Here is a 25190-nt window from a genome sequence, read left to right on the forward strand (position 1 = left end):
CCGCACCGCGCGCCCGCCCCCACCCGGCCCGTGACCTGCGCCGGGACAGCCGGGGGTAGCCGACCCACCAGCGGCCGTGGGACTCCGGGGCGTAACCCGGGGGCGGTCCGGTGGTCGGCTGCCTATCCTTGGCGACGACATGCAGAATCCAACCGCCGCCGGCCCCGCCGCGCCCGCCGCCACCGTGTCCGCCCGTGAGCTGCACCGCCGGCTCACTGCGCTGATGTTCCGCGACCAGCGTCGCCTCCAGCGGCGGCTGGACGGGGTGCGTAAGCTGCGCGACCCGCAGCGGCGCGACGAGGCGCTGGCCGAGATCGCCGGGGAGGTGTCCCGGGCGGAGGGCCGGCTGGCCACCCGGCGGGCCGCCGTGCCGACGATCACGTACCCCGCGCAGTTGCCGGTCAGCGAGCGGCGCGACGACATCGCCGCCGCCATCCGCGACCACCAGGTGGTGATCGTGGCCGGTGAGACCGGCTCCGGTAAGACCACCCAGCTACCCAAGATCTGCCTGGAGCTGGGGCGGGGGATCACCGGGCTGATCGGGCACACCCAGCCCCGCCGGCTGGCCGCCCGGACGGTCGCCGACCGGATCGCCGAGGAACTCGGCACCGAGCTGGGCGACGTGGTCGGCTACAAGGTCCGCTTCACCGACCAGGTGAGCGACCGCAGCCTGGTCAAGCTGATGACCGACGGCATCCTGCTGGCCGAGTTGCAGACCGACCGGATGCTGCGCCAGTACGACACCCTGATCATCGACGAGGCGCACGAACGCAGCCTCAACATCGACTTCATCCTGGGCTACCTGCGCCAGCTGCTCCCCCGCCGTCCCGACCTTAAGGTGGTCATCACCTCGGCGACCATCGAGACCGCCCGGTTCGCCGAGCACTTCGCCGACGCCGACGGCAAGCCCGCGCCGGTCGTCGAGGTGTCCGGGCGGACGTACCCGGTGGAGGTGCGCTACCGGCCGCTGGTCGAGGTGGCCGAGGGCGACGAGGACGGGGGCGACGACGAGGAGAACGTCCGCGACCAGATCCAGGCGATCGGCGACGCGGTGCAGGAGCTGGCCGCCGAGGGGCCTGGCGACATCCTGGTCTTCCTCAGCGGTGAGCGGGAGATCCGGGACACCGCCGAGGCGCTGGGCAAGCTGACCCAGTCGAAACGCGCGCTGCTCGGCACCGAGATCCTGCCGCTGTACGCCAGGCTGTCGGCCGCCGAGCAGCACCGGGTCTTCGCCCCGCACGCCGGACGCCGGGTGGTGCTCGCCACGAACGTCGCGGAGACCTCGCTGACCGTGCCCGGCATCAAGTACGTGGTGGACCCGGGTTCGGCCCGGATCTCCCGCTACTCCAGCCGGCTCAAGGTGCAGCGGCTGCCCATCGAGCCGGTCTCCCAGGCGTCGGCCAACCAGCGCAAGGGCCGCTGCGGCCGGACCTCGGACGGCATCTGCATCCGGCTCTACGACGAACAGGACTTCGCCTCCCGGCCGGAGTTCACCGACCCGGAGATCCTGCGCACCAACCTCGCCTCGGTCATCCTCCAGATGACCGCCATCGGCCTCGGTGACCTGGCCGCGTTCCCGTTCATCGACCCGCCGGACCGGCGCAACGTCACCGACGGGGTGAACCTGCTGCACGAGCTGGGTGCGCTGGACCCGACCGAGGCCGACCCGGCCAAACGGCTCACCCCGTTGGGCCGGCGGCTGGCCCAGCTCCCGGTCGACCCCCGGCTGGCCCGGATGGTGATCGAGGGCGAACGCAACGGCTGCGCCACCGAGGTGCTGGTGATCGCCGCCGCGCTGTCGATCCAGGATCCCCGGGAGCGGCCGGCGGACAAGCAGGCCCAGGCCGACCAGGCGCACGCCCGGTTCACCGACCGGGAGTCCGACTTCGTGTCGCTGCTCAACCTGTGGCGCTACCTGCGCGAGCAGCAGCGGGAGCTGTCCTCCAGCGCGTTCCGCCGGATGTGCCGGGCGGAGTACCTCAACTACCTGCGGGTCCGCGAGTGGCAGGACATCGTCGCCCAGTTGCGGCAGGTGCTGCGTACCCCGGAGCAGGGTGACGGGCGGCGGGGCCGGCGGGGCGCGGCGCAGCCCCCGGCCGACGGGGGCCGGCGCGGGGTCGCCGCCGACCTGCCGGAGGAGATCGACACCCCGAAGGTGCACCAGTCGCTGCTGCCCGGCCTGCTGTCGCACATCGGGCTCAAGGACGCCCAGAAGCACGAGTACCTGGGCGCCCGGGGGGCGAAGTTCGCGGTCTTCCCCGGTTCGGCGCTGTTCAGGAAGCCGCCGCGCTGGGTGATGGCCGCCGAGCTGGTGGAGACCTCCCGGCTGTGGGGGCGGGTCGCCGGGCGGGTGGAGCCGGAGTGGGTCGAGCCGCTGGCCCAGCACCTGGTCAAACGCAGCTACAGCGAGCCGCACTGGGAGAAGAAGCAGGCCGCCGTGATGGCCTACGAGAAGGTCACCCTGTACGGCGTCCCGCTGGTCACCTCCCGCAAGGTCAACTTCGGTCGGATCGACCCGGCGCTGAGCCGGGAGCTGTTCATCAGGCACGCCCTGGTGGAGGGCGACTGGCAGACCCACCACCAGTTCTGGCGGGACAACGAGAAGCTCCGCGCCGAGGTCGAGGAGCTGGAGAACCGGGCCCGCCGCCGGGACATCCTGGTCGACGACGAGAGCATCTTCGCCTTCTACGACCAGCGGATCCCGGCCGACGTGGTCTCCGGACGACACTTCGACGCCTGGTGGAAGAAGGCCCGCCACGAGCAGCCCGACCTGCTCACCCTCACCCGGGAGGTGCTGGTCAACGCCGGGCGCGGCGGGGTCGACGAGGCCGACTTCCCGGACGAGTGGCGGGCCGACGGGGTGACCCTGCCGCTGACGTACACCTTCGACCCGACCGCGCCCACCGACGGCGTCACCGTCGACATCCCGCTGCCGCTGCTCAACCAGGTGCCGGCGGAGAGTTTCGACTGGCAGGTGCCGGGGTTGCGCGAGGAACTGGTGATCGCGCTCATCCGGTCGCTGCCCAAGGCGGTCCGGCGCAACTTCGTCCCGGTGCCGGACCACGCGCGTGCGGCGTTGGCCGCGATCACCCCGGGCGAGGAGCCGCTGCTGGACGCGCTGAGTCGGCAGCTACGCCGGATGACCGGGGTGACCGTGCCCCGGGAGGCGTGGGAGCCGGCGAAGCTGCCGCCGCACCTGCGGGTGACGTTCCGGGTGATCGGCGACGCCGACCAGCCGGTCGCCGAGGGCAAGGACCTGCCGGCCCTGCAACGCCAGCTCCGCCAGGAGGTACGCCAGGTGGTGGCCGCCGCCGCGCCGGAGGTGGCCCGGACCGGGCTGACCGGGTGGACGATCGGCACCCTGCCGCGCACCATCGAGCAGGTCCGGGCCGGTTACGCGGTGACCGCCTACCCGGCGCTTGTCGACGAGGGCGCCACGGTCGGGGTGAAGGTCTTCGACTCCGAGGCCGAGCAGTCCGCCGCGCACTGGGCGGGCACCAGGCGGCTGTTGCGGCTGACCGTGCCGTCACCGGCGCAGTTCCTCCAGGGGCGGCTGAGCAACGAGGCGAAGCTGGCGTTGAGCCGCAACCCGCACGGCGGGGTGCAGCAGCTCATCGCCGACGCCGCCGGGGCCGCCATCGACAAGCTGATCGCCGATGCGGGTGGGCCGGCCTGGGACGCCGACGGCTTCGCCGCGCTGCGCGACCGGGTCCGCGCCGACCTGGTCGACACGGTGGTGGAGGTGATGGGCCGGGTCCGTCAGGTGCTCGCCGCCGCGTACGCGGTGGAGCAGCGGCTCGGCGCGACCCGCAACCTGGCGGTGGTGGCCGCCCTGGCCGACCTGCGCCAGCAGCTCACCGGCCTGGTGCACGACGGTTTCGTCACCGAGACCGGGTACGCCCGGCTGCCCGACCTGCTGCGCTACCTGACCGCGATGGAGCGCCGCCTCGACCGGTTGACCGCCAACCCGCAGCGGGACAAACAGCAGCAGGACCGGATCGCCACCGTGCAGCAGGAATACCGGGACATGGTGGCCGCGCTGCCCCCGGCCCGCCGCGCCTCGGAGCCGGTACGGCAGATCCGCTGGATGATCGAGGAGTTGCGGGTGAACATCTTCGCGCAGGCTCTCGGCACCCCCTATCCGGTCTCCGAGCAGCGCATCTACCGGGCGATGGACGACGCCGAGGGGCGCTGATCAGGGCAGCGGTTCCACGCCCGGCGGCAGGTCGCTGGTGCTGGTGGCCGCGTGCACGTAGTCGAGGAGAATGCGGCGCAGTTCCCGCCCGGCGTGGGTGGGCACCACGTCGCGGCGACGGGCGACCGCGATGGTCCGGCTCACCCCGGGCGGGGCGAGCCGGGTGACCCGGACGCCGGGGCGGCGGCTGACCACGATGCCCGGCACCAGGGCGATGCCCAGGCCGGCCTCGACGAAGCTGAGCACGGCGTCCATCTCACCGCCGTCGACCGAGAAGGTGGGCTCGAAGCCGGCCTCCCGGCACGCCTGGATGGTGGCGTCGCGCAGGTCGTAGCCCTCGCGGAACATCACCAGCGGCTGGCCGCGCAGGTCGGTGATCCGCAACTCGCCGCTGACCAGCGCGGCGGGTAGCGGTTCCACCGAGGCGACCACCAGGCTCTCCCGCAGGATCGGGTCCACCCGCAGGCCGGGATCGGCCCCCTGGGCCGGCATGATGATCAGGGCCAGGTCGAGGTCGCCGCGCAGCAGGTCGCGGACCAGGTCCTGCGAGCCGCCCTCCTCGACCCGCAGGTCGACGGCGGGGTGGGCGTCGCGGAACCGGCGTAGCACCGGCGGGGCGAGCGAGGTGGCCAGGCTGGGGGTCGCGCCGAGCCGGACCCGGCCCCGGCGCAGCCCGACCAGTTCCTGCACCTCCCGGGTGGCGGTGTCGACGTCGGCGAGGATGCGTTTGGCCAGCGGCAGCAGCACCTCGCCGGCGGCGGTGAGGGCGATGTTGCCGCGTACCCGCTCGAACAGGGGGGCGCCGAGGGTGGTCTCCAGAGCGTGAACTTGCTTACTCAACGACGGCTGGGTTATGCCGACGATGTCGGCGGCTTGGGTGAAATGTCGTACTTCAGCCACCGCAACGAAGTACCTCAGCTGATGGAGCTGCATCTTCATAGCTTACGGCTATCGAGACTGCGAGTTCGATGCATTGGACGACTGATTGCGGGGCTCCTAGCGTCGGTCAGGTGGTAATCACGAAAACTCGGTCGCCCATCCGCTCCAACGTCGGCCTGAAGGCCGTCATGGCGGTGACGGGCATCATGCTCGTGCTGTTCCTCGTCGCCCACATGCTCGGCAACCTCAAGGTGTTCACCGGCGAGACCTCGTTCGACCACTACGCCCACTGGCTGCGCGACATCGGCAAGCCACTGCTGCCCGGCGTGTGGTTCCTGTGGATCCTGCGCACCGCGCTGGTGGTGGCCGTGCTCGGGCACATCTGGGCGGCGACCCTGCTGGCCGTGCGGGCCCGCGCCGCCCGCCCGGTGCGCTACGCCCACCGCAAGAAGGTCCGGGGCAGCTACGCCGCGCGCACCATGCGCTGGGGCGGCGTGATCATCCTGCTCTTCGTGATCTACCACATCCTGGACCTGACCACCGGCACCCTCAACCCGGTCGGCGACGCCAGCAACCCGTACGGCAACGTGGTCGCCGACTTCGCCCCGGAACGCTGGTACGTGACGCTGTTCTACACCCTGGCGATCGTCACCGTCGGCTTCCACCTGCGGCACGGGGTGTTCTCCGCGCTGCGCAGCCTCGGTCAGCAGACCCCTCGGGGTGAACGGCGGGCCCGTACCGCCGCGCTGGTCTTCGCCGTGGTGCTCTGCGCCGGCTACCTGGTGGTCCCGTTCGCCGTACTCACCGGATTGGTGTCCTGACATGGAACTCTTCACCGAGGGCGAGCCGATCGCCGACACGAAGGCTCCCGACGGCCCGGTCGAGAAGCGCTGGGAGACCCGCCGTTTCGAGGCCAAACTGGTCAACCCGGCGAACCGGCGCAAGCTGACGGTGATCGTGGTGGGTACCGGCCTGGCCGGCGGCTCCGCCGCCGCCACCCTCGCCGAGCAGGGCTACCGGGTGCGCAGCTACTGCTACCAGGACAGCCCACGCCGGGCGCACTCGATCGCCGCGCAGGGCGGCATCAACGCCGCCAAGAACTACCGCAACGACGGCGACTCGGTGCACCGGCTGTTCTACGACACCGTCAAGGGCGGCGACTTCCGCTCCCGCGAGTCGAACGTGCACCGGCTCGCCGAGGTGTCGGTCAACATCATCGACCAGTGCGTCGCCCAGGGCGTCCCGTTCGCCCGCGAGTACGGCGGGCTGCTGGACACCCGTTCCTTCGGCGGCGCGCAGGTGCAGCGCACCTTCTACGCCCGGGGCCAGACCGGCCAGCAGCTGCTGCTCGGCGCGTACCAGGCGCTGGAGCGGCAGATCGGCCTGGGCAACGTGGAGATGCACACCCGGCACGAAATGCTGGAACTGGTCGTCGTGGACGGCCGGGCCCGGGGCATCGTGGTCCGCGACATGGTCACCGGTGAGATCAGCACCGAGATGGCCGACGCGGTGGTGCTCGCCTCCGGCGGCTACGGCAACGTCTTCTACCTCTCCACCAACGCCAAGGGCTGCAACGTCACCGCCTCCTGGCGGGCGCACCGCAAGGGCGCGTACTTCGCCAACCCCTGCTACACCCAGATCCACCCGACCTGCATCCCGGTCTCCGGCGACCACCAGTCCAAGCTGACCCTGATGAGCGAGTCGCTGCGCAACGACGGCCGGGTCTGGGTGCCCAAGGCCAAGGGCGACGACCGCGACCCCCGGCAGATCCCGGAGGACGAGCGGGACTACTACCTGGAGCGGATCTACCCGTCGTTCGGCAACCTGGTCCCCCGCGACATCGCCTCCCGGGCCGCCAAGAACGTCTGCGACGAGGGCCGGGGCGTCGGCCCGACCAAGCTCGGGGTCTACCTCGACTTCGCCGACGCGATCGACCGGCTCGGCCGTAAGGCCATCGAGGCCAAGTACGGCAACCTGTTCGAGATGTACGAGCGGATCACCGGCGAGGACCCGTACCAGGTGCCGATGCGGATCTACCCGGCCGTGCACTACACGATGGGCGGGCTGTGGGTCGACTACGACCTCCAGTCGACCATCCCCGGCCTGTTCGTCATCGGTGAGGCGAACTTCTCCGACCACGGCGCGAACCGGCTCGGCGCGTCGGCCCTGATGCAGGGCCTGGCCGACGGGTACTTCGTGCTACCCACCACCATCGCCCACTACCTGGCCTCCGGGCCGCTGGACAAGGTCGACGCCAGCCACCCGGCGGCGGTGCAGGCCCGGCGCGACGTCGAGGACCGGATCGCCCGGCTGCTGGCCGTGAACGGCGACCGGACGGTGGACTCGTTCCACCGGGAGCTGGGCCAGATCATGTGGGAGCACTGCGGGATGGAGCGCTCCGAGGCCGGGCTGCGCAAGGCCATCGACGAGATCCGGGCGCTGCGCGAGCAGTTCTGGCAGCGGGTCCGGGTGCCGGGCGACGGCGAGGGGCTCAACCAGTCGCTGGAGAAGGCCGGCCGGGTGGCCGACTTCTTCGAGCTGGCCGAGCTGATGTGCATCGACGCCCTGCACCGCGAGGAGTCCTGTGGCGGCCACTTCCGGGCCGAGCACCAGACCCCCGACGGTGAGGCGCAGCGCGACGACGACCGGTTCGCCTACGTGGCGGCCTGGGAGTTCACCGCCACCGGTGAGCCGGCCGTGCTGCACAAGGAAGACCTGAAGTTCGAGTACGTCCACCCCACGCAGCGGAGCTACAAGTGAACCTGACCCTGCGCATCTGGCGTCAGTCCGGCCCCCAGGACAAGGGGCGGATGGTGACCTACCCGGTCGACGACGTCTCCCCCGACATGTCGTTCCTGGAGATGCTCGACGTGCTCAACGAACGGCTGATCCTGGCCGGGGAGGAGCCGGTCGCGTTCGACCACGACTGCCGCGAGGGCATCTGCGGCATGTGCGGTCTGATGATCAACGGGGACGCGCACGGCCCGCAGCGCGGCACCACCGCCTGCCAGCTGCACATGCGGCAGTTCACAGACGGCGAGACGATCGACATCGAGCCGTGGCGGGCCCGCGCCTTCCCGGTGATCAAGGACCTGGTGGTCAACCGGAGCGCCTTTGACAAGATCATCGCGGCCGGTGGGTACGTCACCGCCCCGACCGGCAGCGCCCCCGAGGCGCACGCCGCACCGGTGGCCAAGGCCAACGCCGACGCCGCCTTCGAATCCGCCGCCTGCATCGGCTGCGGCGCCTGCGTGGCCGCCTGCCCCAACGGCTCCGGCATGCTCTTCACCGCCGCCAAGGTCACTCAGCTCTCGCTGCTGCCGCAGGGCCAGCCGGAGCGCTACACCCGGGTGATCGGCATGGTCGACGCGCACGACGAGGCCGGCTTCGGCGGCTGCACCAACGCCGGCGAGTGCACCGCGGTCTGCCCCAAGGGCATCCCGCTGAACACCATCGGCCGGCTCAACCGGGACTACCTCACCGCCACCGCCAAGCGCGGCGACACCCCCGGTTCCTGAGCCCCGCGCCCCAACCGCGACCGCCGCGCCCCGCCCGGGGTGCGGCGGTCGCGCCGTTCCCGGGCGGGCCGCCGGGCCGCACAGGTGGGACCGGGGTCGCTGGTTCAAGCGCCTCCCTCGGGGTAGCAGACCCGTCGACGGCACCGAGAGGGGATTTCCGGCATGAAGGCACTGACCTGGCACGGCCGGCACGACGTCCGGGTGGACGACGTGCCGGACCCCCGGATCGAGGAACCGACCGACGCGATCGTCCGGATCACCTCGACCGCGATCTGCGGCTCCGACCTGCACCTGTACGAGGTGCTCGGGCCGTACCTGAAGCCCGGTGACATCCTCGGGCACGAACCGATGGGCATCGTCGAGGAGGTCGGCTCCGGGGTGACCCGGCTCAAGCCCGGCGACCGGGTGGTCGTCCCGTTCAACATTTCCTGCGGGCACTGCTGGATGTGCGAGCGGCAGCTCTACGCCCAGTGCGAGACGACCCAGGTGACCGCCGAGGGCAAGGGCGCGTCGCTGTTCGGCTATACCTCCCTCTACGGATCGGTACCCGGCGGGCAGGCCGAGTACCTGCGGGTCCCGCAGGCCCAGTTCGGCCCGATCACCATCCCGCAGACCGGGCCCGACGAGCGCTACCTGTACCTCAGCGACATCCTGCCCACCGCCTGGCAGGCGGTGAAGTACGCCGACACCCCGCCCGGCGGCACCCTGGCCGTGTTCGGGCTCGGTCCGGTCGGGCAGTTCTGCGCCCGGATCGGCAGGCACCTCGGCGCGGGCCGGGTGATCGGGTTGGACCTGGTGCCGGAGCGGCTGGAGATGGCCCGCCGGCACGGCATCGAGACGCTCGACGTCAGCCAGCTCGACGACGTGCCCGGCGCGCTGATCGACCTGGTCGACGGACGCGGCCCGGACGCGGTGATCGACGCGGTCGGCATGGAGGCGCACGGCTCGACCAGCGGCAAGCTCGCCCAGAGCGCGGCCGGTCTGCTGCCGGACAAGCTCGCCCAGACCATGATCGACAAGGTCGCCGTGGACCGGTTGACCGTGCTCAAGGCCGCCCTCAAGGCCGTCCGGCGCGGCGGGACCGTCTCGATCTCCGGGGTGTACGGCGGCGAGGTCGACCCGATGCCGCTGATGGAGATGTTCGACCGGGGCATCCAGTTGCGGATGGGCCAGTGCCACGTACGCCGGTGGACCGACGAGATCCTGCCGCTGCTGTCCGGCGACGACGACCCGCTGGGCGTGGAGGACCTGCGGACCCACCGGCTGCCGCTGGTGGACGCGCCGAAGGCGTACGAGATGTTCCAGAAGAAGGAGGACGGCTGCGTCAAGGTCGTGCTCGCGCCGTGAGCCGGGTGGTGGTGGTCACCGGCGCCACCAGCGGCATCGGCCGCGCGGCGGCCCTGGAGTTCGCCGGGCGCGGGGACCGCCTGGTCCTCGCCGCCCGCTCCCCCGAAAGCCTGGCCGAGGTACGCCGGGAGTGCCACGACGCCGGCGCGGGGCGGGTCCGTACGGTGCCCACCGACGTCACCGACCCCGACGCGCTCGACACGCTCGCCGACACGGCGGTGACCGAGTTCGGACGCATCGACGTGTGGGTGCACACGGCGGCCGTGATGGCGTACGGCCGGTTCGAGGACCTCCCGGCGGCGGTCTTCGACCGGGTGGTCCGCACCGACCTGCTCGGCGCGGCCGGTGTCCTCCGGGTGGCGCTGCGCCGGTTCCGGGCGGCCGGCGGGGGCACCCTGATCCTCACCGGCTCGGTCCTCGGGCACGTCACCGCCCCCTACATGAGCGGCTACGTGACCAGCAAGTGGGGCCTGCAAGGGCTGGTCCGCACCGTGCAGCAGGAGGCCCGGGAGCTGCCCGGGGTGCACGTCTGCCTGGTCACCCCGGGCAGTGTGGACACCCCGGTCTACCAGCGGGCGGCGAACTACCTGGGGCGGGCCGGCCGGCCCCCGCTGCCGGTCACCACCCCGCAGCGGGTGGCGCGGGCCATCGCCCGCTGCGCCGACCGGCCCCGCCGGGAGGTCTCGGTGGGCCGGGTCAACCTGCTCATGCGGGGCGGCTTCACCATCGTGCCGGGCGTCTACGACGCGCTCGTCGGGCCGCTGATGCGTCGCGGCGGGCTGACCGGTCAGCCGGTCGCCCCGCACGACGGCGTCGTGTTCACCCCGGACCCGGCCGGGGCGGCGGTGCGCGGCGGCTGGCTGCCGGAGCTGTCCGCCCTGCTGCGCCGGGCCGGCACGCCGGCCGGCGCGACCGCCGTGGCGACCGGGCTGGCGGTCGCCGCCGGGACGGCTCTCACGGTGGGTGGGGCGGTACGTCGGCGGCGGTGAGCCCGGAACTCGTCGCCCCGCTGGTCGCGGTCTCCGCGTCGGCCGACCGGCGCAGTGGAGGGGGTACCGAGGGTCGGCGTGGGCGGCAGCGGCGGACGGTGACTACCGTGTACCGCGGGACACCGGCGAGGGGGACGACACATGCGGGAACCAGCGGAACGTGCGGTCGAGCGGACGCTCGGCGGGCGGCTGTGGCAACTGGCCGGGCTGGCGGCGGTCGCCGGCCTGGCGTGGACGGCGCGGGACGTGCCGGCGGCGCTGGGCGGCCGGCTGACCGGCGCGCGGGCGCAACGGGCGGCCCGGTCCCCGCAGTTCCGCGACGGCACCTTCCACAACCGGGTGCCCACCCGCACCATGCCCGGCGGCGATTCCGGCCGCAACCTGCTGCGGGAGCTGCTCTTCGGCCAGCAGCGCCGCCGCCCGACCGCCCCGGTCCCGCTGCTGCGTCCGGCCCCCGCCCCGACCACCGACGTCGACCGGGAGCTGAACGTCGTCTGGTACGGCCACGCCTCGACGCTGATCGAGATCGAGGGGCAGCGGGTGCTGGTCGACCCGGTGTGGAGCGACAGGTGTTCGCCGTCGGCCGCGGTGGGACCCCGGCGGCTGCACGAGCCCCCGGTACGCCTCGACGAACTGCCCACCGTCGACGCGATCCTGATCTCCCACGACCACTACGACCACCTGGACATGGCCACCGTCCGGGAGCTGGTCCGCCGGCAGTCGGCGTCGTTCCTGGTGCCGCTGGGCGTCGGCGCGCACCTCGACCGGTGGGGGGTGCCCGACGACCGGATCGTCGAGCTGGACTGGTCGCAGGGGCACCGGGTCGGCGGCCTGGAGATCACCGCGACCGCCGCCCAGCACTTCTCCGGCCGGGGGCTGCGCCGCGACGGCACGCTGTGGAGTTCGTGGGTGGTCGCCGGGGCGCACCGGAAGGTCTTCTACACCGGCGACTCGGGCTACTTCGACGGATACGCCGAGATCGGCGCCGAGCACGGGCCGTTCGACCTGACGCTGATGCAGATCGGCGCGTACGACCGGGCCTGGCCCGGCATCCACATGTTCCCGGAGGAGGCCGTCGCCGCCCACCTCGACCTGCGCGGTGACCTGCTCGTCCCGGTGCACTGGGCCACCTTCAACCTGGCCCTGCACGACTGGTCCGAGCCGGTGGACCGGCTCTGGGCCGAGGCCAAGGCGCGGGGCGTGCGGCTGGCGGTGCCCCGCCCCGGCGAGCGGGTGGTGGCCGACGACCCGTCGCCGGTCGACGGCTGGTGGCAGACGGTCGCCTGACCCGGGGCCCGGCGCGCGCCGTTCGCCGCAGAGCGCCGGGCCGGCGCTCAGAGCACGAAGGCGTCGGTCCACAGCGCGCCGGAGCGGCCCGACAACACGTCCAGCATCGCCGCCGCCTGCCCGTCGGTGAGCTGGGCGACGAAGTCGACGATGGCCCGGCCCCGGGCCCGGGAGATCCGGTCCGGGGTACGCGGGTGCAGCTCCGCCTCGGCCAGCTCCACCAGGTCGGGCAGGCGGCGGGGCAGCCGGGACTCCTCCTCGGGGTCGAGCAGCCACTCCCACAGCGACTCGACCAGGGTGCCCAGCAGCCGGGCCTGGCCCCGCTGGTGCAGGGCCAGGTCGGGGCGGGCCAGCACGAAGCGGTGGTGGACGAACTTGAGCACCTGCACCTCGTGCCACTGGGCGCGGGCCAGCAGCACGTGACCGGAGCGCACGTCCGGGGCGGCGGTCACCGTGATCGCGTCGACCAGCCGGGTGGTCCACCGGGCCGAGAAGCGGGCCACGTACTGCTCCGCCTCGATCGACCCGTCGAAGGGCAGCGCCAGCAGCCCGTCCACCAGTTCCTCGCGGACGTGCTCGACGGCGGCGGCGAACGCCTCGTCGTCGGCGATCCAGGCGTCCTTGCGGTGCAGTTGCCGGCGCAGCGCCTCGATCGCCGAACCGGGGCGGCGGGCCGCGCCGGTCAAGGCGGCGTCGGTGACCGCCCGCAGGTGCCCGCCCTCGCGCTGCCAGGCCATCAGCTCGGCGGCGACGGTGCCCTGCTGGAGCACCCCCACCCGGTAGAAGTCCTCCACGTCGTGGATGGCGTACGCGATGTCGTCGGCGGTGTCCATCACCGACGCCTCGACGGTCTGCTGCCACTGCGCGATCCGCCCGGCGAACGGCGCGCGGGCCTGCCGCAGGTCGGCGAGTTCCGTGCCGTACGCGCCGAACTTCAGCGAGCCGCTGTCCGGGTCGTCGGGTGGGGCGGCGGCACCCCGGGGCGCGGGACGCAGGTGCCGGGGATGCGGGTCGGGGTGGTCCAGCCGGGTCCACGGGTACTTCAGCATCGCCGCCCGGACGGCGGCGGTCAGATCGAGGCCCGTGGTGGCGGCCCCCCGGATCTCGGTGCTGGTGACGATCCGGTACGACTGGGCGTTGCCCTCGAAGCCGTCGGCCAGCCCGAGCCGCTGCCGGGCCAGCCGGTCGAGCACCCGTTCCCCCAGGTGCCCGAACGGTGGGTGGCCGAGGTCGTGGGCGAGGGCGGCGGCCTCCACCACGTCCGGGTCGCAGCCGCCCAACTTGTCCAGCAGGTCCCGGTGCGTCGGGTCGGCGGTCAGCCGTTCGGCGATCGCGCGGGCCACCTGGGCGACCTTGAGACTGTGGGTGAGCCGGTTGTGCACCAGCAGGCCGGAGCCGACCGGGCTGATCACCTGGGTCACGCCGCCGAGCCGGGCGAAGAACGGTGAGGCGACGATCCGGTCCCGGTCGGCCCGGAACGGGCTCGCGGCCAGGTCGCCGAGGGCTCGGGCGCTGCCGCCGAAGAGGCGACGGGCACGCGGGTCCGCAGGTTGCTCCATGATCGCCACGCTAGCGCAGCCGGCCGCCCGGCCGCGCCGGCTCGCGCCGGGCCACCGGCGGGCCGGGCCCGGCGGGGTACGCCGGCCGGCGGCCGGGCCCGGGGCGGCCGGCGGGATACGCCGGTCGGGCGATCGGCTGCCTGGCGGGCGGACGACCGCCGGCACCGTCCCGGCGGGGGTGGCGCGGGGCGTCGGGGGTGGGCGGCAGAATGCAGCAGGGAACCCGAAACGAAGGCGGATCAACATCGTGACCCAGTCAGTCCATCAGCGGATCGCCGACGAGCTCGGCGTCGCCGAGCGCCAGGTGCGCGCGGCCGTGGAGCTGCTCGACGGCGGCGCGACCGTGCCGTTCATCGCCCGTTACCGCAAGGAGGCCACCGGCCTGCTCGACGACGCCCAGCTGCGCACCCTGGAGGAGCGGCTGCGCTACCTGCGGGAGCTGGACGAGCGGCGGGCCGCGGTGCTGGAGTCGATCCGCAGCCAGGGCAAGCTGGACGAGGCGCTGGAAGCGCAGATCATGGCGGCCGACTCCAAGTCCCGACTGGAGGACATCTACCTGCCCTACAAGCCCAAGCGGCGGACCCGGGCGCAGATCGCCCGGGAGGCCGGGCTGGAGCCGCTGGCCGAGACGCTGCTCGGCGACCCGACCCGGGACCCGAAGGAGACGGCCGCCGGGTTCGTCGACGCCGACCGCGGGGTGGCCGACGCCGCCGCCGCGCTGGAGGGCGCGCGGGCCATCCTGATCGAGCGGTTCGCCGAGGACGCCGACCTGATCGGCGCCCTGCGCGAGCAGATGTGGTCGCGGGGCCGGCTGGTCGCCCGGGTACGCGACGGGCAGCAGGACGCCGGCGCGAAGTTCGCCGACTACTTCGACTTCGCCGAGCCGTACCCGAAGCTGCCCTCGCACCGCATCCTGGCGATGTTCCGGGGCGAGAAGGAGGGCGTGCTCGACCTCACCATGGCCCCCGACGTCGAGGAGGACCCGGACGCCCCGCCCACCGGCCCGACCCGCTACGAGGCGGCCATCGCCGGCCGGTTCGGCATCAGCGACGCGGGCCGGCCCGCCGACCGGTGGCTGGCCGACACGGTGCGCTGGGCGTGGCGTACCCGGATCCTGATCCACCTCGGGGCCGACCTGCGGATGCGGTTGTGGCAGGCGGCCGAGGAGGAGGCGGTCCGGGTCTTCGCCACCAACCTGCGCGACCTGCTGCTCGCCGCCCCGGCCGGCAGCCGCGCCACGATGGGTCTCGACCCGGGCCTGCGGACCGGGGTGAAGGTGGCGGTGGTCGACGCCACCGGCAAGGTGGTCGCCACCGACACGATCTACCCGCACGAGCCGCGTCGGCAGTGGGACGCCTCGATCGAGACGCTGGCGAAGCTGGCCGGGGCGCACCGGGTGGAGCTGGTCGCGATCGGCAACGGCACCGCCAGCCGGGAGACCGACAAGCTCGCCGCCGACCTGATCAAGCGGTATCCGCAGCTCGGTCTGACCAAGGTGATGGTCTCCGAGGCCGGCGCGTCGGTCTACTCCGCCTCCGCGTACGCCTCGCAGGAGCTGCCCACGCTGGACGTGTCGCTGCGCGGGGCGGTCTCCATCGCCCGGCGGCTCCAGGACCCCCTCGCGGAGCTGGTCAAGATCGACCCGCGCTCGATCGGCGTCGGCCAGTACCAGCACGACCTGTCCGAGGTGAAGCTGTCCCGCTCGCTGGACGCCGTGGTGGAAGACTGCGTCAACGGCGTCGGGGTGGACGTCAACACCGCCTCCGCACCCCTGCTGACCCGGGTCTCCGGCATCGGCGCGGGGCTCGCCGAGAACATCGTGCTGCACCGGGACGCCAACGGCCCGTTCCGCACCCGCGCCGAGCTGAAGAAGGTGGCCCGGCTCGGCCCGAAGGCGTTCGAGCAGTGCGCCGGCTTCCTGCGTATCCCCGGCGGCGACGACCCGCTCGACTCGTCCAGCGTGCACCCGGAGGCGTACCCGGTGGTGCGGCGCATCCTGGCCAGCACCGGGCAGGACCTGCGCTCGCTGATCGGGAAGTCGGCGATCCTGCGCGGGCTGCGGGCCACCGACTTCGTCGACGACACCTTCGGCCTGCCCACCGTCACCGACATCATCGCCGAGCTGGAGAAGCCCGGCCGGGACCCGCGACCGGAGTTCCGCACCGCCACCTTCGTCGAGGGGGTGGAGAAGATCGGCGACCTGACCCCGGGGATGCTGCTGGAGGGGGTGGTCACCAACGTGGCCGCGTTCGGCGCGTTCGTCGACGTGGGCGTGCACCAGGACGGCCTGGTGCACGTGTCGGCGATGTCGCACACCTTCGTCAAGGATCCGCGCGACGTGGTGAAGTCCGGTGACGTGGTCCGGGTCAAGGTGCTCGACGTCGACGTGCCGCGCAAGCGGATCTCGTTGACCCTGCGGCTGGACGACGAGGTGCCGGCGGGCGGTGGCCGGCCGGCCACCGACGGGCAGCGGCGCGAGCGCGGCACCCCCCAGGGCGGGCGCGGCGAGACCCCGGGCGGCCGGCGCGGTGGCGCGGGCGGGTCCGGAAGCGCGGGGAGGTCCGGCGGCGCGGGCGGGACCGGCGGCCAGCGGGAGCAGCGGGGCGGTACCCGGGGCGGGCCGCAGCAACGGCAGGGCCGGGGCGGTTCCGCGCCGGCACCCGCCAACGACGCGATGGCCGAGGCGCTGCGCCGGGCCGGCCTGGCCTGACCCGGCCGGCACCGCCCCGCCCGGCACCGACCGGGCGGGGCGGCACCCGCCGGTCACCGCGTCGCGGTCGGGCCGGGCGGGTGCGCGCTCGCCGGACCGGTTCGACGGGCGGCGGACCGTGCACCGGGGCCGGGTGCAGCCGGTGACGGGGCGTCGCCGGGTCGCCGGCGGTGGGCGTACCGTCGCGGCATGGATGGTGACGGCGGCCCGCAGTGGCGGGAGCGGCGGCAGCGGGCGGTCCGGGCGCACGCGGCGGCCGACGCCCGCCAGCGCGACGGCGAGCACGCGCGGGCCGAGGAACTGGTGGCCCGGTTCACCGCCGAGGCGACCCGGCGCGGGCTGCGCACCACCCGGCTGGTGGCCCGGGGCTACGACGGGCGGGGCCGGTACCGGACCAGGCTGACCGGCTGGTACGTCGACCGGGCCGGCCTGCGCGCGGTCACCGTCGACGGCCGGTTCTACCTGCTCACCGTGCCGTCGGGCGTACGCGCCCGGCTGCTCGGCGTGGACGTGCCGCCGGCCCGGCCACCCCTGGTCGTCGGGCGCGGCGGACGCGACGGTGAGTCGATCCCGCTGGCCGACCTGCTCACCCGTCGGCTCGCCGCCGGCGACGACTGGCCCTGAACCCCGGCTCCGCCACCATCTCGTGCAGGGTCCGCTCGACCCGGTCGGCACCCACGGCGACGGAGAACATCCGGTCGTAGTGCGCCCGACCAGCCTGCCCGAGCAGTTCCAGCTTCTCCCGGCCCAGGTCGCAGACCTCACGCAGGGCGTCCGCGATCGAGCCGGGGTCACCGGGCCGGGCGGTGATCCCCGCGCCGCTGTCCCGGGCCACCGCGGCGGCGTCGCCCTCCGCGGCGACCAGCAGCGCCCGCCCGGCGGCGAGGGTCGCCTGCACCTTGCTCGGCATCGTGTACGCGGACATGCCGCCGGGGCGCAGGCTCACGTAGTGCACGTCCCCGGTGGCCATCAGCGCGGGCATCCGCTCCCGGGGCAACTGCCCGAGGAACCGGACGTTGGACGCGCCCACCGCCGTGGCCCGCCGACGGAGCCGCTCCCCGGTGGTGCCGGAACCGGCGATCAGGCAGACCAGCCGGGGATCGTCGGTACGGGCGCAGGCGTCGACCAGCGAGTCGAGCCCCTGCGCCTCGCCGAGCGCGCCCGCGTACACCAGCACCACCTGGTCGGGACGGAGCCCGAGTTCGGCGCGCAGGTCGGTGGCGCGGACGCCCACCGTCTCGTCCGCCCACACCGGGATGTGCACCAGCTTGTCCCGGGGCACGCCCCGGTCGGCGAGCAGGTCGGCGGCGCCGGGTGCGACGTGGGCGACCCGGGAGGCGCTGCGGTACATCGCCCCGCACCAGGCGGCCATCCCCCGCTCGACGGCCCGCGACGCCCGGCCGGTGCCGAGGAACCCGCTCGCGACCACGCTGTCCGGCCACAGGTCCAGCACGTGCAGCAGCACCGGCACCCGGTGCACGTGGCGGGTGAACCACATCGGCAGGGCGACGCTGATCGGCGAGTTGCCGACCCAGAGGGCGTCCAGGCCACGCAGCGCCGGGGTGCCGGAGACCAGCGCGGAGACCGCGAAGGAGCCGTAGTTCGCCACCCGGCGCAGCGCGGAACGGTCGTGGCTGGGATAGAGGGCCACCCGGCGGATCCGGGTCGCGCCGTCGACCTCGTCGCGGCGGCGGGCCAGCCGGTAGCCGGGGGCCAGCCGGCCCGTCGGGTAGTTCGGGAACCCGGTGAGCACCCGGACCTCGTGCCCCCGTTCGGCGAGGGCACGGGCGAGCATCCCGGGCAGGGCCGCCGGGCCGGGCTCCGGGTCGAACCACTGGGTGAGCAGACCGATCCGCATCCGCCTCACCCCGCCGCCACGCCGGCCACCGGTCGGTCCGACGGTTCGCCGTCGGCCCGCCACAGGGCGCGCAGCGATGCGGCCAGGTCGTACGCCGGGGCCCAGCCGAGCACCCGGCGGGCGCGGTCGACGTCGGCGCACATCCAGGGCACCGCGGCGGAGCGGGTGGCGTCCGGCGGGAAGCCACCGGGGCGGATCTGACCGGTGAACCCGGCCACGTCGGCCAACAGCCGGACGACGTGGCGGGTGGCCGTCGCCCGCCCGCTGCCCACGTTGACGATCCGTTGCCCGCCTACGGGGCCGCACCGCGTCGCGGCCAGCACCGCCGCCGCCACGTCCCGCACGTCGACCAGGTCCCGGTAGGTGTCGTGCAGGCCCAGGGCGATGTCGTCCGCGCCGTCGGCCATCGCCGTACGGACCATCGCGGTCGCCCGGGCCAGCATGTTGCCCGCCGGCATCCCCGGCCCGACCGGGTTGAAGACCCGCAGCACGACCGTGTCGAGCCGGCCGGCGTCACCCGCCAGTTCGGCCAGCCGGGTCGCCGCCAGATGGCTGAGCCCGTACTCGCTGACCGGTGCGGCCGGATGGTCCTCCGCGACGGCGAGGCCGTGCGGCACGACGCCGTACTCCGCCGCTGAGCCGATCCGGACCAGCCGGGCGGCGGGCGCGGCGACGGCCACCGCCTCGATGAGTTGCGCGGTCGCCACGACGTGTGCCCGGACGAAGTCGGGTCCGGAGCCGACGATGCGACCGGCGGCGCTCACCACCACGTCGGGGCGTTCCCGGGCGACCAGCGCGGTCAGCTCGGGCAGCTCCATCCGGGCCGGGTCGCACCGGGCGCGGGAGGGGGCCCGGACGGTGCCGTGTGCGGCCAGCACGGCATGGATGTGCCGGCCGAGGAATCCGCCCGCGCCCAGCAGCAGCACCCGGCTCATCGGCGCTGCACGACGTCCCGGTCGTCGGCCGACGACCCGCACGCCCGGTCAACTCCCGACGACGGTACGGCGGCACCCGACGACGGCGTGGCGGAGCCGTCGGCACCGGACGGCGGCGCGGCGGGCCGGTCGTCGGCGGGGGACGGGGCGTTGCCGGTGAACTCGTGCCAGGTGGCCGCGCCGGGGGCCGAGATGCCCTCCCGGTTGAGCACCACCCGGACGGTGGTCAGCACGATCTTCAGATCCAGCAGGAACGAGCGCCTGTCGACGTACTCGACGTCGGAGGCGAACTTGGCCTCCCAGCTCAGGGCGTTGCGTCCGCGTACCTGGGCGAGCCCGGTGATGCCCGGCCGCACGTCGTGCCGGCGGGCCTGCTCGGGGCTGTAGAGGGCCAGGTACCGCACCAGGTGCGGGCGGGGGCCGACCACGCTCATCTCGCCGCGCAGCACGTTCCAGAACTCGGGCAGCTCGTCGAGGCTGCTCGCCCGCAGCCACCTGCCGAACCGGGTGAGCCGTTGCGCGTCGGTCACCAGCCCGCGCTGCGGGTCGGGGTGGCGCATGGTGCGGAACTTGACCACCTCGAACAGTTCGCCGTGCAGGCCGGGCCGGGTGTGCCGGAACAGCACCGGCCGCCCGTGGGTGACGAGCACCAGCAGGGCGACCAGGGCCAGCAGGGGCGCGCCGAGGGTCAGCACGACCAGCGCGCCGAGCACGTCGAGCAGCCGCTTCCACCTGTCGTACGGGCGGCGGGTCGACGGGCCGGTCGCCCGTCCGGTCACCGGGCCGGCGGCACCGGCGCGCGGCTGTGCCGCGGGGGCAGCAACTTTGGACATGGAACAGACCTACCATCTTCCCGGCGACCCGCCCGCAGTTTCACATTTGCCGCACCGGTGGTTCGGCAACGACCGTCGCGAGGCACCGCGCAAAACGTGAAACGTGACTGTCCCTCCCTTTACCGGAAGCCCGCACGGTCTCGTTATCGCAACAGTATGGTCACCATTGACGAGATCGTGATCCCCGCGGATGGTCCGACGGGAAAAGGCAGGAGGAGAAATGCTTTCCTCGCTTGCGGACAGGCGTTTCCTGGTCACCGGGGGCACTGGTTCGTTCGGCCAGACAATGGTTTCCCGACTGCTCGACGCCGGTGCCGCCGAGGTGCGGGTCCTCAGCCGGGACGAGTCGAAACAGGACGCGATGCGCCACCGCCTCGGCAACGACCGGGTCCGCTACTACATCGGTGACGTGCGCGACTACGACAGCGTGCTCAAGGCGGCCCGGGGTATGGAGTTCGTCTTCCACGCCGCGGCGCTCAAGCAGGTGCCCTCCTGCGAGTTCTTCCCGCTGGAGGCGGTCCGCACGAACGTGCTCGGCAGTGCCAACGTGGTGGACGCCTGCGAACGCGTCGGGGTGGAGACGCTGGTCCTGCTCAGCACCGACAAGGCCGTCTACCCGGTCAACGCGATGGGCCTGACCAAGGCGTTGATGGAAAAGGTGGCGCAGGCGCACTCCCGTAACAACGCGACGGCCCGGACCAGGGTCTGCTGCGTGCGTTACGGCAATGTCATGTACTCGCGCGGATCGGTGATTCCGTTGTTCATCGACCAGATCCTCCGCGGCGGCCTGCCGACGGTCACCGACCCGTCGATGACCCGTTTCCTGATGTCGCTGCCCGAATCGGTGGAACTGGTGGAGCACGCGTTCACCTTCGGCCAGCCCGGGGACGTCTTCATCCGCAAGGCCGACGCCTGCACCATCGGCGACCTGGCCACCGCGTTGTGCAACCTGTTCGGGGTGCCGGCGAAATTCACCGTGCTCGGCATCCGGCACGGGGAGAAGCTCTACGAGACCCTGGCCAGCCGGGAGGAACTCGCGTTCGCCGAGGACCTCGGCGACTTCCTGCGGGTGCCGGTGGACAGCCGCGACCTCAACTACTCCCTGTACTTCGAGGAGGGCGACGTCGAACACGGCGGCCTCGCCGACTTCCACTCGCACAACGCCCGCCGACTGTCCGTACCGGAGATCGAGTCGTTGCTGATGACGCTGCCCGAGGTGCGCGCGCAGGTCGAGGCCGCCACTCCGGCAGTGGTGACGCGTTGAGCGCGACCGCCGACGCCACCCGCCCGGACCGGGTGCCCCGCCGTCGCACCGACGACCGGGCGGACCAGCGGGCCGCCGCCCCGGCGCGGCGGGTCCTCGTCGTCGGCGTCACCGGCATGCTCGGGCACGCCGTGCTGCGGGAACTCGCCGACGATCCGACGCTCGACGTGCACGGCCTCGCCCGCAGCATCGACGACCGGGCGGGCTGGTATCCGCCGCACCTGCTGGCCCGCATCGTCCCGGCCGTCGACGTGACCCGGTTCGACCACGTCCGACGGCTCGTCGACGAGGTGCGGCCGGACGTCGTCGTCAACTGCGTCGGCGTCATCAAGCAGCGGCCGGACGTGCAGGACGCGGTCCCGACGGTCACCCTCAACGCGCTCCTCCCCCACCTGCTGGCCGACGCCTGCGCACAGGTCGGCGGCCGGCTCGTCCACGTCAGCACCGACTGCGTGTTCTCCGGCCGGCGGGGCGGCTACACCGAGGACGACCTGCCCGACCCGCCCGACCTCTATGGCCGGTCCAAACTGCTGGGTGAGGCGACGGGGGCGTCGGCGCTCACCCTGCGTACCTCGATCGTCGGGCACGAGCTGACCACGAGCCGTTCCCTGGTCGACTGGTTCCTCTCCCAACGGGCTCGGGTGCGCGGCTTCACCAGGGCGGTCTACAGCGGGGTGACGACCGTGGAGTTCGCCCGGCTGCTGCGTACGGTGGTCCTGCCCCGGCCGGAGCTCACCGGCCTCTACCACGTCGCCGCCGAACCGATCACGAAGTACGACCTGCTCCGGCTGGTCGCCGAGGTGTACGGGTGGCCCGGTGAGCTGGTGCCTGACGACGGGTTCGTCTGCGACCGGTCGCTGCGCGCGGACGCCCTCGCCCACGCCACCGGATACCGTCCGCCGAGCTGGCCGGACATGATCACCGCGTTGCACGCCGCCCGGGAACGTTGGGCGTTCGGCCAGGCCCGGCCGGGCCTGGCGGGCGCGCCGCGCTGACGCAGCAAACGACCACCGCCGGCGTTGCCGGCCTGTCGGAGTCGAAGGACATCACGTGGGGAACCGAGTGGGTCAACTGTGCCTGGTCGTCGGGGCGGTCCTGGCCGTGGTGGTCACCACCGTCGCCAGCGTCACCGTCCCGCTGGTCGCGGTCGGCGCGGTGGCGCTGCTGCTGCTCGCGCTGTTCGCGCTCGCGCAGCAGATGGACGGCTGGCGGTGGCTGCTGGGCCTGACCATGGCGCTGCTGGTCTGCGCCTCGTCGAAGCTGCCGGCCCTGGTGGAGGCCAGCTTCTATCCCCGGTACGCGGCGGTGGCCGTCCTGGTCGTCTGGGCGCTGGGCGCGCCGGGCCGGACGGTGGCCCGGGTCGACCCGTGGACCCGCCTGCTCGTCGGCGCGCTCTGGGCGATGGCCGGCCTGGCCACGGTGAGCTTCACCTGGTCGGTGGTGCCGTTGGAGACCCTGCAACGGGGCGTGGCGCTGCTCCTGCTGGCCGCCCTGGTGCACGTCCTGGTCCGCCGCCGGTGGACCGACCGGGCGGTCATGCTGGCCGACCTGCGCATGGTCTACCTGGTCCTCAGCGGCTCCGCAGTGATCAGCCTCGGCGTCGGGTTCACCGACGGTACGCTGATGGCCGCGCTGTCGCGCACCGACCGGTTCGAGGGCCTCTACAACAACCCCAACATGCTCAGCATCGTCTGCGCCCTGACCACGCCGCTGGGCTGGGCCGTCTACCGGCAATCCCGTCGCCGGGTGGACCTGCTCGGCATGGTGCCGGCCGTCGCCTGCCTGCTGCTGTCGCAGTCCCGCACCGGCCTGATCGCCGTGCTCGCCGGGGCCTGCTGGGTGGTGCTGCGCAACGGGCTGGGCCGGATGGTCCGGCTGGGTGCCGGACTGGCCGTGGGGCTGCTGGTGGCGTACCTGTTCAACCTGTTGCCGGTCCTGTTCGCCGGCCCCTGGATGCGGCAGCTCGTGCTGCGTTTCACCGACCCCACCGGCGGCGACCTGTCCAACGGCCGCACCGAGATGTGGCAGGCCACCGTCGACCTGTGGTGGCAGAACCGCCCCACCCTGGGCTTCGGGTACGCCTCCCGCAACCACCTGTTCGCCCTCGCCAGCCTCGACGAGTCCTTCGGGACCGGGGTGAGCGTGGTGCACAACAGCTACCTGCAACTGCTGCTGGAACTGGGGCTCGCCGCCGTGGCGCCGCTGGCGCTGCTGCTACTGGCCGTCGGACGGGTCGCGCTGCGCGCACCGGTACGCCGGGCCGACTCCGGGCTGGTCTGGCTCGTCGTCACCGGCCTGCTGATCCAGATCACCGAGTCGGCCATCTTCGGCACCGGTCAGACGTACCCGTACGTGTTCTGGTGCGTGGCCGCCGGGGTGCTGCTGCACCTGCCCGGTGAACGCGTCGACGTCGACGAACCGGAGGCGGAGCCGGCGTCGTCCCCGCCGTGGGTCGGTGTCCCGGCCGACGGCCTGATCCGCCTACCGGTCCCGGCCCTGCGCTGAGGTCACGCGACGGTGGGCGTCCCGGTCGGGACGCCCACCGCTTCGTGTGCACCCGGCTCAGCGCCGGTCGTCGGCCACCAGGAAGGCGCTGACCTCGTCCCGCCAGGCGCGGTGGTCGAACGAACCGCGGGCCCGGGACCGGGCGGCCCGGCTCATCGCCGTCCACTCCTCGTCGCGCAGCCGCAGCGCCCGCTCGATCCCCCGCCGCACGTCGTCCGGGCCGTTGCCGTCGAGCACCAGCCCTTCGACGCCGTCGTGCACGTGGGCGGCCAGGTCGCTGGTGTGGTTGAGCAGCACCGGGCAGCCGGCGGCGAGGCTCTCCGGCACCTTGGACGGGAAACCGTTGGCCGCGTATCCGCCGGTGGGGCGGACCAGCATCGAGAAGTGCGACTCCGCGAGCAGCGTCAGCACCGTGTCACGGGGGACCCGGCCGAGGAACCGCACCTCGGCCACGATCCCGTCGAGGACCGCGACGTCCAGGTCGGAGTGGGTGGCGGCGGCCTCACGGGTGACCCCGGCGATGGTCAGGCTGACCCGGCGCTGCTGCGCCGGGGTGAGCAGGCTGATCCCGCGCAGGATCACGTCCAGCATGTCCTTGCGGCCGGGGGTGCCGGCATAGAGCAGCCGCAGGCCGGTGGAGAGCGCGGGTGGCCGGGCCGCCGGGAAGTCGTCGCAGTCGACCTGCGGCGGCACCACCAGCACCGACATCCCGTGCCCGGTGAGGTAGCCGGCCAGCGTGGTGGAGACCGCGGTGGCCCGGTCGACCAGCCGGGTGGCCAGGAACGTCGACCAGCGGTGCCGGACGTAGTACGGGGTGAGCCACCCGTGGCGGAACTGTCGCCGGTCGTGGCGTTCGCTGGCGTCGACCACCACCGGGCAGCGCAACGCGAGCCGCAGGACCGCCCAGTTGCCCAGCGTCATCAGCGCCATCGGCAGCAGCACCACGCTCACGTCGCCCCGGCGTACCCCCTGCCGGCGGGCGGCCCGCAGCACGCGGACCGGGCGGGCCAGCCGGGCCGGCAGCCGGGTGAGCCGGTACCGGCCCCGCACGCGCAGGGTGACCAGGTCGACGCCGGCCGCCTCGGGTGGCCGGGCGGGGAAGGGCAGCTCGCAGGGCCAGTCGTTGACGACGAGCGTGCGGGTGCCCTCGGGCGCGGCGGACCGGGCGAGTTGCAGCAGCCGGTTGGAGGTCGCGTCGCCGTGCGGGAAGGCGTAGGCACCGACGAGCAGGGGACCCGGTGGGCCGGTCCGCACGGTCGGTCCGCCGTCCGGTAGGGGTCGCCGACCCACGACCACGGTCTGCTCGTTCAT

Annotated in this window: 18 protein-coding genes; 12 read left to right on the forward strand and 6 right to left on the reverse strand. The window is 73.4% G+C overall.

Annotation, left to right across the window (positions count from 1 at the left end; genetic code table 11):
• Nucleotides 1–139 precede the first annotated feature (139 nt).
• Nucleotides 140–4195 (forward strand): ATP-dependent RNA helicase HrpA, encoded by a 4056-nt coding sequence (gene hrpA / locus ACN267_RS14445; protein ID WP_421488898.1) that lies wholly within the window; start codon nucleotides 140–142, stop codon nucleotides 4193–4195.
• Here hrpA and ACN267_RS14450 read toward each other — a convergent pair whose 3' ends face one another.
• Entirely contained in the window at nucleotides 4196–5134 is a 939-nt protein-coding gene (locus ACN267_RS14450) for a LysR family transcriptional regulator (RefSeq protein WP_204961241.1), read from the reverse strand.
• 29 nt (nucleotides 5135–5163) lie between these two features.
• Between ACN267_RS14450 and ACN267_RS14455 the strand changes: the two genes are divergently transcribed.
• From ACN267_RS14455 to ACN267_RS14480, 6 genes are all read left to right on the forward strand, one after another.
• Nucleotides 5164–5895, forward strand: a complete 732-nt coding sequence (locus ACN267_RS14455) for a succinate dehydrogenase cytochrome b subunit (RefSeq protein ID WP_204961240.1) — start codon at nucleotides 5164–5166, stop codon at nucleotides 5893–5895.
• A 1-nt stretch (nucleotide 5896) separates the two neighbouring features.
• Nucleotides 5897–7834: a fumarate reductase/succinate dehydrogenase flavoprotein subunit gene (locus tag ACN267_RS14460; protein WP_204961239.1), complete on the forward strand. Its 1938-nt coding sequence runs from the start codon at nucleotides 5897–5899 to the stop codon at nucleotides 7832–7834.
• Complete coding sequence (locus tag ACN267_RS14465) at nucleotides 7831–8592, forward strand: succinate dehydrogenase/fumarate reductase iron-sulfur subunit (protein ID WP_204961238.1); 762 nt, start codon at nucleotides 7831–7833, stop codon at nucleotides 8590–8592. The genes ACN267_RS14460 and ACN267_RS14465 overlap by 4 nt, the downstream gene beginning before the upstream one ends.
• A 162-nt stretch (nucleotides 8593–8754) precedes the next feature.
• Nucleotides 8755–9939, forward strand: a complete 1185-nt coding sequence (locus tag ACN267_RS14470) for a zinc-dependent alcohol dehydrogenase (protein ID WP_204961237.1) — start codon at nucleotides 8755–8757, stop codon at nucleotides 9937–9939.
• Nucleotides 9936–10928 carry an SDR family NAD(P)-dependent oxidoreductase gene (locus tag ACN267_RS14475; RefSeq protein WP_421488899.1) on the forward strand — a complete coding sequence of 331 codons (993 nt, stop codon included), beginning with the start codon at nucleotides 9936–9938 and terminating at the stop codon, nucleotides 10926–10928. The genes ACN267_RS14470 and ACN267_RS14475 overlap by 4 nt, the downstream gene beginning before the upstream one ends.
• A 141-nt stretch (nucleotides 10929–11069) precedes the next feature.
• The gene (locus ACN267_RS14480; protein ID WP_204961236.1) at nucleotides 11070–12215 is read left to right on the forward strand and encodes an MBL fold metallo-hydrolase; all 1146 of its coding nucleotides are present in this window, start codon (nucleotides 11070–11072) and stop codon (nucleotides 12213–12215) included.
• Between the two features lie 47 nt (nucleotides 12216–12262).
• Here ACN267_RS14480 and ACN267_RS14485 read toward each other — a convergent pair whose 3' ends face one another.
• Nucleotides 12263–13774 carry a deoxyguanosinetriphosphate triphosphohydrolase family protein gene (locus ACN267_RS14485; protein WP_281899111.1) on the reverse strand — a complete coding sequence of 504 codons (1512 nt, stop codon included), beginning with the start codon at nucleotides 13772–13774 and terminating at the stop codon, nucleotides 12263–12265.
• A 247-nt stretch (nucleotides 13775–14021) separates the two neighbouring features.
• Here ACN267_RS14485 and ACN267_RS14490 point away from each other — a divergent pair, with 247 nt between their 5' ends.
• Together ACN267_RS14490 and ACN267_RS14495 are read left to right on the forward strand one after the other, a co-directional pair.
• Nucleotides 14022–16484 carry a Tex family protein gene (locus tag ACN267_RS14490; protein WP_281899112.1) on the forward strand — a complete coding sequence of 821 codons (2463 nt, stop codon included), beginning with the start codon at nucleotides 14022–14024 and terminating at the stop codon, nucleotides 16482–16484.
• Between the two features lie 189 nt (nucleotides 16485–16673).
• Complete coding sequence (locus tag ACN267_RS14495) at nucleotides 16674–17108, forward strand: hypothetical protein (RefSeq protein ID WP_204961234.1); 435 nt, start codon at nucleotides 16674–16676, stop codon at nucleotides 17106–17108.
• Here the strand turns inward: ACN267_RS14495 and ACN267_RS14500 are convergent.
• Genes ACN267_RS14500 through ACN267_RS14510 form a run of 3 tightly spaced genes read right to left on the reverse strand, consistent with a single transcriptional unit; the run spans nucleotide 17071 to nucleotide 20110 of the window.
• Nucleotides 17071–18342, reverse strand: a complete 1272-nt coding sequence (locus ACN267_RS14500; protein WP_204961233.1) for a glycosyltransferase family 4 protein — start codon at nucleotides 18340–18342, stop codon at nucleotides 17071–17073. The two genes, ACN267_RS14495 and ACN267_RS14500, sit on opposite strands and share 38 nt — an antisense overlap.
• A gap of 5 nt (nucleotides 18343–18347) precedes the next feature.
• Nucleotides 18348–19277, reverse strand: coding sequence for an NAD-dependent epimerase/dehydratase family protein (locus ACN267_RS14505; protein ID WP_421488900.1), 930 nt, complete (start codon nucleotides 19275–19277; stop codon nucleotides 18348–18350).
• Entirely contained in the window at nucleotides 19274–20110 is an 837-nt protein-coding gene (locus ACN267_RS14510) for a sugar transferase (protein WP_421488901.1), read from the reverse strand. Before ACN267_RS14510 ends, ACN267_RS14505 begins: the two co-directional genes overlap by 4 nt.
• Nucleotides 20111–20330: 220 nt before the next feature.
• Here ACN267_RS14510 and ACN267_RS14515 point away from each other — a divergent pair, with 220 nt between their 5' ends.
• The 3 genes from ACN267_RS14515 to ACN267_RS14525 are packed head-to-tail and all read left to right on the forward strand — an operon-like array spanning nucleotide 20331 to nucleotide 23879.
• On the forward strand, nucleotides 20331–21374 hold the full coding sequence (locus ACN267_RS14515; RefSeq protein ID WP_204961230.1) for a polysaccharide biosynthesis protein: 1044 nt from the start codon (nucleotides 20331–20333) through the stop codon (nucleotides 21372–21374).
• Entirely contained in the window at nucleotides 21371–22369 is a 999-nt protein-coding gene (locus tag ACN267_RS14520; protein WP_281899120.1) for a dTDP-4-dehydrorhamnose reductase family protein, read from the forward strand. The genes ACN267_RS14515 and ACN267_RS14520 overlap by 4 nt, the downstream gene beginning before the upstream one ends.
• 55 nt (nucleotides 22370–22424) lie before the next feature.
• Nucleotides 22425–23879, forward strand: coding sequence for an O-antigen ligase family protein (locus ACN267_RS14525; protein ID WP_204961228.1), 1455 nt, complete (start codon nucleotides 22425–22427; stop codon nucleotides 23877–23879).
• A 57-nt stretch (nucleotides 23880–23936) separates the two neighbouring features.
• Here the strand turns inward: ACN267_RS14525 and ACN267_RS14530 are convergent, their stop codons facing one another.
• A complete protein-coding gene (locus ACN267_RS14530; RefSeq protein ID WP_204961227.1) occupies nucleotides 23937–25190 on the reverse strand; it encodes a glycosyltransferase in 1254 nt (417 codons plus the stop codon).

It is taken from the genome of Micromonospora sp. WMMD734, assembly GCF_049178975.1.
GTDB lineage: Bacteria > Actinomycetota > Actinomycetes > Mycobacteriales > Micromonosporaceae > Micromonospora > Micromonospora wenchangensis.

Excerpts from the sequence above, each read along its gene's own strand:
- ACN267_RS14515 (WP_204961230.1), top strand. The coding sequence starts at position 20,331 with ATGCTTTCCTCGCTTGCGGACAGGCGTTTCCTGGTCACCGGGGGCACT.
- hrpA (WP_421488898.1), top strand. The coding sequence starts at position 140 with ATGCAGAATCCAACCGCCGCCGGCCCCGCCGCGCCCGCCGCCACCGTG.
- ACN267_RS14480 (WP_204961236.1), top strand. The coding sequence starts at position 11,070 with ATGCGGGAACCAGCGGAACGTGCGGTCGAGCGGACGCTCGGCGGGCGG.
- ACN267_RS14510 (WP_421488901.1), bottom strand. The coding sequence starts at position 20,110 with ATGTCCAAAGTTGCTGCCCCCGCGGCACAGCCGCGCGCCGGTGCCGCC.
- ACN267_RS14500 (WP_204961233.1), bottom strand. The coding sequence starts at position 18,342 with ATGCGGATCGGTCTGCTCACCCAGTGGTTCGACCCGGAGCCCGGCCCG.
- ACN267_RS14505 (WP_421488900.1), bottom strand. The coding sequence starts at position 19,277 with ATGAGCCGGGTGCTGCTGCTGGGCGCGGGCGGATTCCTCGGCCGGCAC.
- ACN267_RS14460 (WP_204961239.1), top strand. The coding sequence starts at position 5,897 with ATGGAACTCTTCACCGAGGGCGAGCCGATCGCCGACACGAAGGCTCCC.
- ACN267_RS14455 (WP_204961240.1), top strand. The coding sequence starts at position 5,164 with ATGCATTGGACGACTGATTGCGGGGCTCCTAGCGTCGGTCAGGTGGTA.
- ACN267_RS14450 (WP_204961241.1), bottom strand. The coding sequence starts at position 5,134 with ATGAAGATGCAGCTCCATCAGCTGAGGTACTTCGTTGCGGTGGCTGAA.
- ACN267_RS14530 (WP_204961227.1), bottom strand. The coding sequence starts at position 25,190 with ATGAACGAGCAGACCGTGGTCGTGGGTCGGCGACCCCTACCGGACGGC.
- ACN267_RS14470 (WP_204961237.1), top strand. The coding sequence starts at position 8,755 with ATGAAGGCACTGACCTGGCACGGCCGGCACGACGTCCGGGTGGACGAC.
- ACN267_RS14495 (WP_204961234.1), top strand. The coding sequence starts at position 16,674 with ATGGATGGTGACGGCGGCCCGCAGTGGCGGGAGCGGCGGCAGCGGGCG.
- ACN267_RS14485 (WP_281899111.1), bottom strand. The coding sequence starts at position 13,774 with ATGGAGCAACCTGCGGACCCGCGTGCCCGTCGCCTCTTCGGCGGCAGC.